This is a genomic window from Bradyrhizobium pachyrhizi, from assembly GCF_029714545.1.
Lineage (GTDB): Bacteria > Pseudomonadota > Alphaproteobacteria > Rhizobiales > Xanthobacteraceae > Bradyrhizobium > Bradyrhizobium pachyrhizi.
Genome location: NZ_CP121667.1, coordinates 2,176,506 through 2,190,280 on the forward strand (window position 1 = coordinate 2,176,506; position 13,775 = coordinate 2,190,280).

Genomic DNA, 13,775 nt, shown 5'->3' on the forward strand with positions numbered 1-13,775 from the left:
TTTGCGAGTGGTCAGGCACCGCGTTCGTTGACTATTCTTGCCTGCACTTCTCGGCACGACATTGGACCCTGGTTAACGAAGATTAACGAACGGAGTCTTGGTAAACGCCGGTCTCTTCTTCGCGCTTGCTTGCGCGCCGCTTGCGGTCGTCGCCGTCCGGCATCGACCGCCGTACTGCAGGGCAGAGGCTCGGAAGAAATTTGCGCGAGTAAACATGTACTTACGCGGCATCTACAATTTCCCGAAATATCAATCGACCAAGCGAAACAGCCCGCCCTGTGCGCCACGCTAGGGGACAAGCGTTAACGAAGCGTTCACTATAAAAATTCAGGAAAGATTGACTTATCGTTGGTGTTCGGAGCCGTGTCTGAGTACGTGTTGGCGTCAGCGCCATTGAGAGGCTGATCGTTTCGCTGCGCGGCCCCACGATCGGGCAAGGCAGGCGATTAACGATCAGCGTGCTGCCTTGGCGACTGGAGTTGGCGGGCACCGAGCATGCACGAAGCCGTATTGCGTTCTCAGCGACCAGGCTTGGCGGCTCCGTCCGGTCGGGTAATCGATGGATACGCGGTCATCCCGCTGCTGGCCTGTGTCTACGCCACGATTGCTTTTCCCCTGATCCTCGTGACCTGCAGTCCGACGGACTCGGCTTGTCTTTTGGAAGCTCGACCAGAGAGCAAAATCTTTTGGCCAATCCTGTCCGCAGTCGCGCTCGTCGTTGCGCTGCGCAATCGGTCGCGACTCCGCTTTCCGCCGATCCTGATCATACTGTTTGCCTATCTTGCGCTGGCGGGGGCGAGCGTTGCCTGGGCATTCAAGCCGGAGGCTTCGGGGATCAGATTTGCGCAGCAGGCCATGATCATTGCCTCGATCGCGCTCCCGGCGATCGTTGCAACTCGATCGACCGACCTGCTGCGCGGCTTGTTCTGGTGCTTTTTTGTCGCCGCCGTGCTGAACATGCTGTTCGTCATGGGCAGGCCGCCGATCGATGTGAAGTACGCCACATGGGGCTACCCGGGCTATTTCTCGGGCAAGAACTATCTAGGCGAATGCGCTGCCGTTGCATTCCTGCTTGCGCTCCATGAACTGCTTCATCCAGGACGGCGACGAGTTCTCGGCATCGTTACCGCGCTCATGTCTGTCGCGCTGCTGCTGCTGAGCAATTCAAAGACGGCGCTTGCACTTGCGGTGCTTGTCCCGGCGTTCGCCTGGACCTTGCTGAAGCTTTCCAGGGCTACCCGTGTTCCGGTGTGGATGATTGTCGTATCGATACCGATTTGCTGGATGGTCTTTTCGTTCGTCACCGGCATCAGCATGAATCGCGTGTCGTACATGCTGTACGGCGATTCGACTTTCACGGGCCGTACCATCATTTGGGATTTTGCAAATATGCAAATCGCAAAGAAGCCGCTGCTGGGCTGGGGTTATCAGTCGTTCTGGCTGGTCGGACCCGACGCGCCGAGCATCGTGGATGCGCCGGGCTGGGTCAAGGAGATGCCCAACGCCCACAATGGGTATGAAGACACATTGCTTGAACTAGGCTATGCGGGATTTTTCCTGCTTGTCGCGTTCATCCTTGCGACGATACACGGCATTGGTCGCCTGGCGCGTTTTGATCTTTCGCGGGCATGGATCCTGCTGTCGATCGTTCTCTACGTTGCCATTACCAACGGTCTCGAGAGCACATGGATGCGCGGCTTCGAAATGCTGTGGGTCGTGTTCGTTATAGCCGCGGTTGAAGTTGCCCGATATTGGGGGCAGGCGCGTCCCGCGGCCAGCTTGCGGATAGCCAGGCGCCCAGCAATGCGGCGCATCCACGGACCGCGGTTCAGGCCGCCGTCTACTCCCATCAACGTCGTGAGGTCACGCTAGCAGGCGCGAAGCCAGTCGGTTTGGCGCTGCAAGTCAGAGGATGCATGTTCAACCGGAAGGTCATCGCGACGCGGCGCAACCCTGGTCACGAGACGATGCGGGCGGCCCTGCGGCGGCATTGGCGGTGTTTGGCTGCAACGATGATCTTCGTTGCATGCTCAAGCCATTCGTCCGCATTTGCTCTCGACTCGATGGAAATACTGCCCTCAGATCGCGGGACGACCTGGCAACCCGGCCTGATGGCTGAGGGTGGGATACCCTCTCGAAAAACCATCTGCGCGACGCTGTCGCCTCGTGGCGGCACACTCGACGACGCTGCGGCAATCCAGGGCGCAATCAACGCATGCCCGGTAGGGCAGGTCGTGCAACTGGCGGCGGGACGGTTTCTGATCAATGGCGGCAGTTTCCTGCTGCTCAACAAGGCAATTACCCTGCGCGGCTCCGGTCCGGGCCGGACGATGCTCGAAAAGCAAGATGGCGCGAAGCCTTTCAATGACGCAGTCGGTGCCAGGCCGTCTCCGCTGGTCGTGGTGGGACCGTCGCTTTTCTCCAGCACGAGCGATACGGTCAATGCCGTGCGATCGGCGAACCTTCGGAATGATGCAGTAAAAGGCGAAAAAACGGTCGAGGTCGACGACGCTGCGGGCTTTATGCCTGGACAGATCGTGCTGCTCGACGAGGCGTCGGCCGCCGATTGGCGTGTCGACCCGCAGGGGCGAGGGCAGATCTGGGCGTCGGAAGATTTCAGGGTTGTCTGGCAAAAGCACAAACCTGCGATTCAGTTTGTCGATGACTTTGCACCCGATGCGTTTCCATCGACGCCGCAAAGCGCTGGATCGTGGTTCGGGAGACCTGATCGGCCTGTTGCCGAGGTCAAGGAGATCAGCACCGTCTCCGGTTCCAGGATCACCTTCACGACCCCAATTCACATCAGCTATCGGAAGGCAAACGCCGCTCAACTGTCACGGTTCGCGCAGCCGCATGTGAAGCACGCGGGCGTCGAAGATCTGGCGCTCAAGGGGGGCGACGCGGGCAATCTTCGCTTCAATTGGGCTGCTTCTTCGTGGGCGAAGAACGTCGACAATTCGGTTTGGCACGGCGAAGGCTTTGCAATTCACAGCTCCTTCCGGGTCGAACTACGCGAGTTCTACGTGCACGACGCGGCCTGGGCTCAACCCGGCGGAGGCGGATATGCCATTAGTCTTTCCGCCGGATCGTCGGAAGTTCTGATCGAGAATGGAATTGCCGTGAGGGCCAACAAGCTGGTGGTGGCGCGTTCCGCCGGGGCGGGCTCCGTGGTCGGCTATAACTACATGGACATGGGTTACATCAATACGAATGGAGCCTGGATCGAGACCGGGCTCAACGCCAGCCACATGGTGGGCGCCCATCACGTCTTGTTCGAGGGCAACTACGCTCAGAACGCCGACAGCGACGACACTCACGGCAACAGCATCTATCACACGTTTTTCCGCAACTATCTACGCGGCGTCCGGGCAGCGTTCGACAATCAGGCTGGCGGGACCATCGATGATATGTCGCAGCCCCGCAATGGGCCGCGGCGCGCCGCCGGTCTGATGGCGTATTCCTACTGGATGTCTTTCATAGGAAACGTGCTCGGGGTTCCCGGTCAGATGGACGGCTGGTCGTATGAAACCCGCTTTACCGATGCAAAGCCCGGCGTCTGGATGCTCGGCTGGGACGCCGTGAAGCCATATCCGACGGACGCAAAGGTTGCGACGTCCACGATTCGATATGGCAACTTTGATTACCTCACCAATAAAACGCACTGGGATTCCGGAAGCGAGGATCGCGCCCTGCCTGCTTCCATGTACCTCACAAGCCGCCCTCCGTTCTTCGACGCCGGGCGCGGATACCAGTGGCCTTGGGTCGACCCGGTCGGAGAGACGAAGCTTCATGTGCTTCCGGCCAAAGCGCGCTATGACGCCGGCACGCCGTTCGTGCAGCCGAATTTGGATGGATCGGCACGCAAAAGTTCGCAGTGAGCACATACCTGGCGGGCAATGATTAAATATGTTTTGAACAGGCGCAGTATTGCGTCAATGCGTCACCTGACCGACGACGAGCTCAGAGGCTAACTAGGCGAGCGCCCCGATTTAAATGCTGCAGACGTCGTTAACTACAATAGAAGCTAAGGCCTTCTGATCCGCGCGGACCTTGGGCATTTCTGCACGTTTTGGTTTAATCAGATTGCCGATTCGCTATCCGGTTAGTCTCCGGAAGAGGAATTTGATGCGCAAATCGGTCTTTCACGAGGATTGGTGGCTGGATGCGCTGGCTCCCGGTGGCTGGCGCGAAGTCACTTGTTCGCGTGGCGGGCGCGTCGTGGGTTCTCTCCGGTTCGTGACGCGTACTGAAGGCGGGATGAACATATGCGAGATGCCTCAAATCACGCGCTTTCTCGGGCCGACAGTCACGCTGCAGTCCGGCAAGACGGAAGCGCGCATGCGGTTGGCGCATGCGGTCATCACTGACCTGCTCAAACAGGTCGCGGATTTCGACCACGTCGAGATGACGCTCGATACCGGGTTCAGCGATGTGGCCGCGTTCCTCGCGTGCGGCTACGAGGTGCGGGCGCATCCGACTTTCATGCTGAAATGCACGATCCCCCGAGACGAGCTCTGGTCGGGATTGCGCGACAAGACGAAGAACGTGATACGACGCGCGCGGGAACGGCTCGCCATTCGCGAAGTCACGTCCCCAAAATACTTCGTGAAGTATTACCAGGCCAACCTGGAGGGCGCGAAGTCGTATTTCGACCTCTCGCGATTGGAAGCTGTCTATGCCGCCGCGAGCGAGCGACAGCAATGCAGGATCCTCGCGGCGGTGGACTCGAACAACAACGTCCACGCCCAGGTCTTCTTCGTCTGGGACCACAAGTTCGTGCACTATTTCCTGTCATCGCGGGACAGGAGCATTGCGCATCCGGGCGCAGTAAGTCTGCTCCTCTGGAGTGGCATCGAGTTGGCGCACGAGCGGGGCCTTCATTTCGATTTCGATGGCGGAATTGAGAACGAGGCGCGATACAAATTCGTTGTGGCGTTCGGCGGAGAATTGGCCAATCGTTTCGACGTCAGCCGTTCCACCACTCGTTACCGGCTTCACCGGCAACTACGCAGAGTTCCCCAAGCGCTGCTGCGGCGTCTCTCGGCTGGCGCCGCAACCGGCGACGTCAACGATCATGGCGGACGGCTCAACCATTTCCCGTCGTCTTGAGCGGATCGTTCCCGCTATTTCAAGCGTGCCATTAACTAAGGTTTTACAAACACGTGCATCAGTGAGCGATTTTGAAATAAGCAGGGGGGATAGAAACAGAATAAATTTGGAGGCGTTAAGATGCGCGTTCTCGTGAGCGGACATCTCGGCTACATCGGTACAGTGCTCACCCCGATGCTATGGCGTGCCGGGCATGAAGTCGTGGGCCTCGACAGCGATCTGTACTCTCGCTGCACATTTGCAGAGGGCGGGTCGATCGTGGATGTGCCGGCCATTTGCAAGGACACGCGAGACGTCGAACTTGCGGACCTGAAGGCTTTTGACGCGATCCTGCATCTTGCCGCGCTGTCGAACGATCCGCTCGGCAATCTGAGACCTGGCCTTACCGACCAGATCAATCACGTAGCCAGCGTGCGCCTCGCGCAACTGGCCAAGCAAGCCGGTGTGCGACGGTTCGTGTTTGCATCCTCCTGCAGCAACTACGGCAAGGCGGGCGACGGGATGATCGACGAAACCGGAGCGCTCAACCCGGTGACTGCCTATGGCGAATCCAAGGTGCAGTCGGAGCGCGATATTGCCGGCCTCGCCGGTGACGGATTTTGTCCGGTCTACCTGCGACCGGCAACGGCTTACGGCGTATCTCCCCGGCTCCGATTCGATGTCGTGCTGAACAATCTCGTCGCCTGGGCGGTGACAACGCGAAAGATCCTCTTGAAGTCGGACGGCACGCCCTGGCGGCCCATCGTTCACATTGAGGACATCTCCCGCGCCTTTGTCGCGGCGATGGAAGCTCCCGAGGCGGCGGTGTTCAATGAAGCCTTCAACGTCGGCCAGACGGCGCACAACTACCAGATCCGCGATCTCGCGAAGATCGTCGCCGATGTTGTCCCTGGCTGTCAGATCGAATTCGCCGATGGCGCTGGCCCCGACACGCGGTCCTATCGGGTGAGCTTCGAAAAGATCCGAACCCGGCTGCCGGAGTTCAAGCCGCGATGGGATGCGAAGATGGGCGCGGAGCAGCTTTATAAGGCCTACCGGGCCTCGGGCATCACGCTCGAAGAGTTCGAAGGTCCCCGGTATCAGCGCATCAGCCACGTCAACAAGCTGCTGGCGGACGGCGTGCTCGATGCGGATCTCCGCCATGTAAAGTCGAGGCAGGGCGTCGGGCAATCGGCACTCGTCGCGAACTAATACACGCGCCGATCGATTTGACACACCAGGAGGACGGCGTGTCGGCGGCAGACGACGTCACAAGTGCAGGCGCGAGGATGTTTGCGCTTGCGGAAAGGATCTACCCGATCTGCCGCAGTATTACCGGTGACGGTGTGCGGCAGACCCTTCGGGAGATCGGTGCGCACATCTCCCTTGATGTCCACGAGGTGCCGACCGGTACACCCGTTCTCGACTGGGTCGTGCCGCGTGAGTGGAACATCCGGGACGCGTACATCAAGGACCCGCGGGGCCGGAAGGTCGTGGATTTCAACGAATCCAACCTGCACGTCATGAGCTACAGCGTGCCGGTGTGCCGCACCATGTCGCTGGACGACCTTAAGTCCCACGTCTTCACATTGCCCGATCAGCCGGACCTGGTCCCATACCGAACGTCTTACTACCAGGAAAACTGGGCTTTCTGCATGGCCCACCGACAGCTGGAGCAACTGCGGGACGATAGCTACGAGGTCGTGATCGACTCGACCCTCGCCGACGGGCATTTGACCTATGGTGAGTATCTTCACCAGGGAGAGTCAGACGACGAGGTGCTTCTGTCGGCGCATGTTTGCCATCCCTCGCTTGCCAATGACAACTGTTCGGGCCTGGCCCTGCTCGCGGAGATCGCAAGCCGCATCTCTCAAATGCGAACGCGATACAGCTATCGGTTTCTCTTTGCGCCGGGAACGATTGGCGCGATCACCTGGCTCGCCCGCAACGAGCATCGTGTGTCTCGTATCAAACATGGCCTCGTGGTATCAATGGTCGGAGACGGCGCCGGTCCGACATACAAGAAGAGCAGGCAGGGCGATGCCGAAATCGACCGTGCAATGATACACACGCTGCAGCATTCCAAACTGGCGCCGACGATATTGGAGTTTTCGCCCTACGGTTATGATGAGCGGCAATACTGCTCGCCGGGGTTCAACCTGCCGGTGGGATTGTTTCAGCGCAGCCGCTTCGGCGCCATCCCGCAGTATCACACCTCGGCCGACGACCTGAGCTTCATTCGGCCGGAGCACCTCGGGGAATCTTTCCGCATCATTTCCGAAGTCATCGACCTGCTCGAAGGCAACCGCAGCTACTATAACACGTCACCGAAAGGCGAACCGCAACTGGGCAGACGCGGACTCTATGGTGCGATCGGCGGTGACAAGGACGCCGCTGCAGCCAACATGGCGATGCTGTGGATCCTAAATCTGTCCGATGGGCATCATTCTCTGCTTGATATCGCCAGGCGTGCCGACCTGCCGTTCCCGGTCATTCTGAAGACAGCAAAAGTGCTCGAGCGCCACGGACTCCTCGCGCCTGTGCGGTAAGCGCTCACGCACCCCGGCGCGGCCAGTTCAGGTCCTTATCGGAGATCGTGCTTATGGCCAGAGGCCAGCTGATGCCGAACATCGGGTCGTCGTATCGGACGCCGTTAGCAGCCGAAGGCTCGTAGAACTCCGAAATCAGATAATTGACCTGAACGTTGTCGCTCAAGGTTTGAAAGCCGTGCGCGAACCCCTTGGGGATGTAGAGCTGCGAACCGTTCTCCGCTGAAAGCTCGAAGCCGCGCCATTGACGAAAGGTCGGCGAGTTCGCACGCAGATCGATGATGACGTCCCAAATCGATCCGTTCAAGCAGCGCACGAGCTTAACCTCGCCGTGCGGCTCATTCTGAAAGTGCATTCCGCGCAATGTCGCCTTGCGCGAGGAGCTCGAGATGCTGTGCTGGGGAAATCTGGTCACGAGCCCGTATGCGCGAAACTCGTCTTCGCAGAATGTGCGCGCGAAAAAGCCGCGCTCATCGTGTGCAGGCTCGAGTTTGACGAGCCACGCTCCGTCAAGTCCTGTTGCTTCAAAGCGCATGGGACGCATCCACTCCCGACCGAGAGGCCAATTGTCGACGACCAGTTCTATACAATTTTACTAAAATTTTCAGCAACTGCGTGGTTTACCTTGTTGTTCGATATCGCTTCATATTGTTCGCTTTCATACGATAAAATTCAATCTAACGAGCCCGATTTAAGCGCCGGCAATCTCATATTCGGCAATCCTATATTCATGGTACGGCCCAATGAACGCTCACTCGAGATTCGAATCGATTCGGTCGAAATCCTCTCACGGTAACTGCCGTCTGTGCGGCGCGACGTTGAAATCGACATTTGTCGACCTGGGAATGTCGCCTCTCTGCGAAAGTTTCCTCACAGCCGACCAGACCGACGCCATGGAGCCGTACTACCCGCTGCACACCGTGGTTTGCGGGTCCTGCTTCCTGGTGCAACTCCAGGAATACGTCAAACCGGAGCATATCTTCACCGAGTATGCTTACTTCTCGTCTTACTCGACGTCGTGGGTGGAACATGCGCGGCGCTACTGTGAGATGATCAAGGCCAGGCTGAACCTTGGTGCCGAGAGCCGCGTCTACGAGATCGCGAGCAACGACGGCTACCTGTTGCAGCACTTCCTGCCGCTCGGGGTGCCGGTCACGGGAATCGAGCCGGCGGCCAACGTGGCCGAAGTTGCAAGGCAGAAAAACGTCCCGACAATGGTCGAGTTCTTCGGCCTGGAGCTCGCGCGGAAGCTGGTGTCGGATGGCAAGCGGGCCGATCTGATTATCGGCAATAACGTGCTGGCACAGGTTCCGGATCTAAACGATTTCACCGCCGGAATGGCGTGCCTGCTCGCGCCGCAAGGAGTGATTACGCTCGAATTCCCGCATCTTGAGCGGCTCATCGACGAAAATCAGTTCGATACCATCTACCACGAGCATTTCTCGTATTTCTCGTTGGTAACGATCGATCGTCTCGCGCGGCGGCATGATCTGAAAGTTTTCGACGTCGAGCAGATCCCAACGCACGGCGGCTCACTTCGCGTCTACCTCTGCCGCGCCGATGCGGCTCACGCCGTCTCCGCCGCGGTGACCGCACTGCTGACCCATGAGCGTCGGATCGGCCTGGAAGACATAGGGCAGTACGAGCAGTTTACATCGCGGGTTCATCGCACCAAGCGCGAACTGCTGTCGTTCTTGATTGAGAGCAAGAACAAGGGGGCGCGGATCTGCGGCTACGGCGCTCCCGGCAAGGGTAACACGCTGCTCAACTACTGCGGCATCGGAACCGACTTCCTCGACTTCACCGTGGACCGCAACCCCTACAAGCACGGCCGCTATACGCCGGGCATGCACATTCCGATCCTGCCGGTCGAAGCCATCGACGAGGCGCGTCCCGACTACCTGTTCATCCTTCCCTGGAATTTGAAGAGGGAAATCGTTGCGCAAATGCGGCATGTCGCGGACTGGGGCTGCAAGTTCATCGTTCCGATTCCTAACGTCGAAATCATTGATCCGCGTGAGGTTGCGCCATGAAGGTTGTCCTTTTTTGCGGCGGTCTCGGTACGCGGATCCGCGAGTATTCGGAAAGTATACCGAAGCCGATGGTCCCGATCGGCCATCAGCCGATCCTCTGGCATGTGATGCAGTACTACAGCCAGTACAATCACAATGATTTCATCTTGTGCCTTGGCTACAAGGCGAACGTGATCAAGGATTACTTCCTGAATTATCGCGCGACTGCGAACAGCGACTGCGTGATTTCGGAGTACGGCAAAAAGGTCGAGCTGATCGGCGAACATCAACCGGACTGGCGGGTTTCGCTGGTGGATACGGGGACATGGCGCAACATCGGGCAGCGCTTGCTGGCCGTCCGCCATCTCGTCAAGGACGAAGAGATGTTCCTTGCGAACTACAGCGACGGGCTGACCGACGCGCCGCTACCTGACATGATCCAGAAGTTCAAGGAAAGCGGAAAGATCGGTTGCTTCGTGGCGATCCATCCACCGATCAGCTTCCACCTTGCCGAGTTTGATGCTCACGGGTCGGTGCAGCGGATTCGCTCCAGTCAGGAGTCCGAGATCTGGATCAACGGCGGCTACTTCATCTTCCGTAACGAAATCTTCGATTACATCAAGGAGGGAGAAGAGCTCGTCCAGGAACCGTTCAACCGTTTGATCGAGGGCGGTCACCTCATGGCCTATCGCTATGAGGGCTTTTGGCGCGCCATGGATACCTTGCGCGATAGACAAGTGTTGGAGGACATGGTGGAGCGCGGCGACACGCCGTGGCGGCTGAATCACTCGTCGGTAGCCAGCGCGGCTTAACCGGAATGAGAGCATTGCAGCTTGCCAGGCCCGGAGACCATCTGTCGATCCTGTGCTTTGGCGCCCATTCGGATGACATCGAAATCGGCGCGGGAGCGACGCTGCTGGAGCTGATCGAGCGCGGTATCAAGCTGGATGTGCATTGGTGCGTTCTAAGCGGTGGCGCCATACGGGAGGCTGAGGCCAGAGCGTCGGCGGCTGACTTCTTGTCCGGGGCTGCATCCGCGAATGTCGAGGTGCTGTCGTTTCCCGATGGATTTTTCCCGGAGAGGGGAGAAGCCATCAAGGAATGGTTTGAATCGCTGAAGCGGCGGGTCGAGCCTGACGTCATTCTGACGCATCGCAGGGATGATGCCCATCAGGACCATCGCCAGGTCTGCCGCCTGACCTGGAACACGTTTCGCGATCATCAGATCCTGGAATATGAGATTCCGAAGTGGGATGGCGACTTCGGTCAACCCAACGTTTACATGCCGGTATCGGCGGCGGCGCTCGATCGTAAGATTGAACTCCTGCTCAAGCATTTCGGGACGCAGCGATCCAAGCAGTGGTTCGATGCAGACACCTTTCGCGGCCTCGCACGGATTCGGGGCATGGAGTGCAGGGCTGCGGAACGCTTCGCCGAGGCATTTTTCGGGCGAAAATTGACACTGATCTGACGATGGTTGCGCGGACGTCGCGCAGCCGGCGAATTTCTGATTGCAGGGTATATCTCAAGGCGCACGATATGAGCACGCTATTTTCAAGTATCTTTCGCGCTGGTGACCTGGTGGAGGTCAGAAGCAAGGAGGAGATTCTCGCGACGCTGGATGCTAACGGCCGCCTGGAGGAAATGCCCTTCATGCCCGAAATGCTGAAGTATTGCGGCAAGACGCTCCGCGTCGGCAAGCGAGCTCACAAGACCTGCGATCCCGCGCTCGGTATCGGCGGCCGCAAGATGCTGAACACGGTCCATCTCGAGAACATCCGCTGCAACGGCGCGGCTCATGACGGCTGCGAGGCGGCCTGTCTGATATTCTGGAAGGACGCCTGGTTGAAGCCGGCGGGCGAGAAAGGGCCGTCGCCGAATGGCGCGGGCAAGCCGTTCGGGTCTGGCGGCTGCAGCGAGGAAACGCTGTGGAGCACGATCAAGCATCCGCCGAAGGTGGGCGAAACCGAGCCGACCTACGTTTGCCAGAACACGCAGGTAAAATTCGCCACGCAGCCCCTGAAGTGGTGGGATCCGCGACAGTATGTCGAGGACTACGCTTCCGGTAACGTTCGGCTGCAGGACCTCGTCGCCGGATTGACGTTCTCGGTCTGGCGTACGGTCACCGAAGCAGGGCTGGGCATCGGCACCGCGATGCGCTGGATCTACGACACATTCCAACGCTTCAGAAGTGGCGTACCTTATCCGATCAGGCCCTTCGGCGTGCCGGAAGGGAGCAAGGTCCCGCAGTCCCGGCTTGATCTGCAGGCGGGCGACGTCGTGCGCGTCAAGCCGTACAAGGACATCCTCGAAACACTGGACTGCAACTACCGCAACCGCGGCCTGTATTTCGATCCGGAGATGGTACCGTTCACCGAACGCGAGTACGAGGTCGAGAGGCGTCAAAAGCAGATCATCGACGAAGGTTCGTGCAAGATGGTCCGTTTCAAGACGGACGCGATCATCCTGAAGGATGTCGTGTGTGAGGCGCGCTATGCGATCTGCCGCCGCTTCTGCCCGCGCGCCATCTATCCCTATTGGCGGGAAATCTGGCTTGAGCGGGTACCTCAAAGCCAGAATCCAGCGAATTGAACGGGAACGACGCGTGCAGCGGAACGAACGTACCGATCAGTATTTTGCGGACAACAAGCCATACTCAGGCCTTGGCCGCAGGTCGCTGCACAGCGGCGTGGCGTTCATTGCTGCGCGCGGACTGAATATCTTCGTTCAGTTGGCCTCGACGATCGTACTGGCGCGGCTGCTCGGACCGCATGATTTCGGGTTGGTGGCCATGATGCTGGCCCTGATCGGCTTCGCGCCCCTTTTCGTCGATCTCGGGATGAGCGAGGCCTCCGCCCAGCGGAGCAGCATCTCACGAGCCGAGGTCAGCACGTTGTTCTGGCTGAATGTGCTGATCGGCGTCGTGCTGGCTGTCGTGCTGGCTGCGTCCGGTCGGTGGATAGCGCGTGCCTTCGGCGAGCCATCGCTCGCGGGCATGGCGTTGGCATTGTCGGTGACCTTCCTGATGATGGCTTTGTCGACGCAGCACTATGCGCTGATGCGTCGGGCAATGCAGTTTCGCCGCATCGCGATGATCGACATATCGGCGAACATCATTGGAAGCACTGCAAGCGTCGGACTGGCGCTTTCGGGCTGGGGCTACTGGGCGCTGATCGCCAAGCCGATCATAACGTCGGCTTTGACCGTCGTGGGAGCCTGGACCGCCTGTCGATGGATACCGGGCAGGCCCAGGCTCACGCCAATGGTCAAGGAACTGCTGCGGTTCGGGCTGGGAGTGACCGGCTTCACCATGACGGATTACTTCGCTCGTTCGGCGGACAGAATCGCGATGGGGTATTTCCTCGGTGCAGGGCCGCTTGGCTATTTTCAGAACGCCTTCACGATCTACAACAACCTGCTGTCGATTCTCAGTGAGCCGCTGCATAACATCGCGGTGTCGGGACTGAGCAAGCTCCAGCACAGTGCAGCCGAACTGAAGCGCTCCTGGGAAGGCGCGCTGTCACTGCTTTGCTACTTTTCGGGGCCTGCCTTCGCCGCTCTGGCCGTGAGCGCTCATGACATCGTGATCGTGCTTCTCGGAGAGAAATGGTCTCCCGCGGGCCCCTTGCTCTGTATCCTTGCAATTCGAGGCATTGCCGACTGCATCGAGCGAACTCTCGGTTGGGTTCATGTTGCGGTCGGACGTCCCGATCGATGGATGCGATGGGGCATCTTCAGTGCGATCTGCCAATTGGTTGCGCTTGCAGCCGGACTGCCGTTCGGCGTGGTCGGGGTGACGATCGCCTACACGGTCACCATGTTCGTGCTGTTCGTTCCTGCGCTCGTCTACGCCGGCAGGCCGGTCGGGATCAGCATCGGGGACGTCCTGCGCGCGACTGCGCCGCAGACCATTGCTGCGCTGGTCGCCGTCGCGGTTGCTTTCTCGATACAGGAGGCATTTCTGCTGGAATTGCCGCGGTTGCTGCGAATCCCGGTCGCGAGCGTGATCTGCGTGACGGCCTACCTGACCGTCGTGGTTGGTGTCTTCAGGATCACGCGGCCACTGCAACTCGCGTGGTCCTTGCTACGCGATTTCGGCATCGTACGACTGCAAGTCAACTCCTAA

Annotated in this window: 11 protein-coding genes; 10 read left to right on the forward strand and 1 reads right to left on the reverse strand. The window is 59.2% G+C overall.

All coding sequences use genetic code 11. The features are described 5' to 3' along the window. Positions 1-495: 495 nt before the first annotated feature. The 5 genes from QA639_RS10015 (at position 496) to QA639_RS10035 (ending at position 7,637) form a co-directional block, all read left to right on the forward strand. On the forward strand, positions 496-1,872 hold the full coding sequence (locus QA639_RS10015) for an O-antigen ligase family protein (protein ID WP_283089686.1): 1,377 nt from the start codon (positions 496-498) through the stop codon (positions 1,870-1,872). 44 nt (positions 1,873-1,916) lie between these two features. Continuing rightward, the gene (locus QA639_RS10020; RefSeq protein WP_283089687.1) at positions 1,917-3,878 is read left to right on the forward strand and encodes a pectate lyase family protein; all 1,962 of its coding nucleotides are present in this window, start codon (positions 1,917-1,919) and stop codon (positions 3,876-3,878) included. 247 nt (positions 3,879-4,125) lie between these two features. Then, positions 4,126-5,109 (forward strand): GNAT family N-acetyltransferase, encoded by a 984-nt coding sequence (locus tag QA639_RS10025; protein WP_244978370.1) that lies wholly within the window; start codon positions 4,126-4,128, stop codon positions 5,107-5,109. Between the two features lie 120 nt (positions 5,110-5,229). Next, positions 5,230-6,300: an NAD-dependent epimerase/dehydratase family protein gene (locus QA639_RS10030; protein ID WP_050387504.1), complete on the forward strand. Its 1,071-nt coding sequence runs from the start codon at positions 5,230-5,232 to the stop codon at positions 6,298-6,300. Positions 6,301-6,377: 77 nt separating this feature from the next. Continuing rightward, entirely contained in the window at positions 6,378-7,637 is a 1,260-nt protein-coding gene (locus QA639_RS10035) for a DUF4910 domain-containing protein (protein ID WP_428841174.1), read from the forward strand. Between the two features lie 4 nt (positions 7,638-7,641). Here QA639_RS10035 and rfbC read toward each other — a convergent pair whose 3' ends face one another. Continuing rightward, complete coding sequence (rfbC, locus tag QA639_RS10040; RefSeq protein ID WP_028333399.1) at positions 7,642-8,172, reverse strand: dTDP-4-dehydrorhamnose 3,5-epimerase; 531 nt, start codon at positions 8,170-8,172, stop codon at positions 7,642-7,644. Between the two features lie 208 nt (positions 8,173-8,380). Here rfbC and QA639_RS10045 point away from each other — a divergent pair, with 208 nt between their 5' ends. From QA639_RS10045 to QA639_RS10065, 5 genes are read left to right on the forward strand one after another with little or no spacing between them, the layout of a single operon-like run. Beyond that, a complete protein-coding gene (locus tag QA639_RS10045; RefSeq protein ID WP_157340720.1) occupies positions 8,381-9,670 on the forward strand; it encodes a class I SAM-dependent methyltransferase in 1,290 nt (429 codons plus the stop codon). After that, complete coding sequence (locus QA639_RS10050) at positions 9,667-10,461, forward strand: glucose-1-phosphate cytidylyltransferase (protein ID WP_028333397.1); 795 nt, start codon at positions 9,667-9,669, stop codon at positions 10,459-10,461. The genes QA639_RS10045 and QA639_RS10050 overlap by 4 nt, the downstream gene beginning before the upstream one ends. Before the next feature lie 5 nt (positions 10,462-10,466). Beyond that, entirely contained in the window at positions 10,467-11,120 is a 654-nt protein-coding gene (locus QA639_RS10055; RefSeq protein ID WP_028333396.1) for a PIG-L deacetylase family protein, read from the forward strand. After that, positions 11,060-12,241 carry a hypothetical protein gene (locus tag QA639_RS10060; RefSeq protein WP_157340718.1) on the forward strand — a complete coding sequence of 394 codons (1,182 nt, stop codon included), beginning with the start codon at positions 11,060-11,062 and terminating at the stop codon, positions 12,239-12,241. The genes QA639_RS10055 and QA639_RS10060 overlap by 61 nt, the downstream gene beginning before the upstream one ends. Continuing rightward, positions 12,204-13,775: a lipopolysaccharide biosynthesis protein gene (locus tag QA639_RS10065; protein ID WP_283089688.1), complete on the forward strand. Its 1,572-nt coding sequence runs from the start codon at positions 12,204-12,206 to the stop codon at positions 13,773-13,775. Before QA639_RS10060 ends, QA639_RS10065 begins: the two co-directional genes overlap by 38 nt.

Coding starts and splice junctions, on each gene's coding strand:
- QA639_RS10015 (WP_283089686.1), top strand. CDS start 496: ATGCACGAAGCCGTATTGCGTTCTCAGCGACCAGGCTTGGCGGCTCCG.
- QA639_RS10020 (WP_283089687.1), top strand. CDS start 1,917: ATGTTCAACCGGAAGGTCATCGCGACGCGGCGCAACCCTGGTCACGAG.
- QA639_RS10025 (WP_244978370.1), top strand. CDS start 4,126: ATGCGCAAATCGGTCTTTCACGAGGATTGGTGGCTGGATGCGCTGGCT.
- QA639_RS10030 (WP_050387504.1), top strand. CDS start 5,230: ATGCGCGTTCTCGTGAGCGGACATCTCGGCTACATCGGTACAGTGCTC.
- QA639_RS10035 (WP_428841174.1), top strand. CDS start 6,378: ATGTTTGCGCTTGCGGAAAGGATCTACCCGATCTGCCGCAGTATTACC.
- rfbC (WP_028333399.1), bottom strand. CDS start 8,172: ATGCGCTTTGAAGCAACAGGACTTGACGGAGCGTGGCTCGTCAAACTC.
- QA639_RS10045 (WP_157340720.1), top strand. CDS start 8,381: ATGAACGCTCACTCGAGATTCGAATCGATTCGGTCGAAATCCTCTCAC.
- QA639_RS10050 (WP_028333397.1), top strand. CDS start 9,667: ATGAAGGTTGTCCTTTTTTGCGGCGGTCTCGGTACGCGGATCCGCGAG.
- QA639_RS10055 (WP_028333396.1), top strand. CDS start 10,467: ATGAGAGCATTGCAGCTTGCCAGGCCCGGAGACCATCTGTCGATCCTG.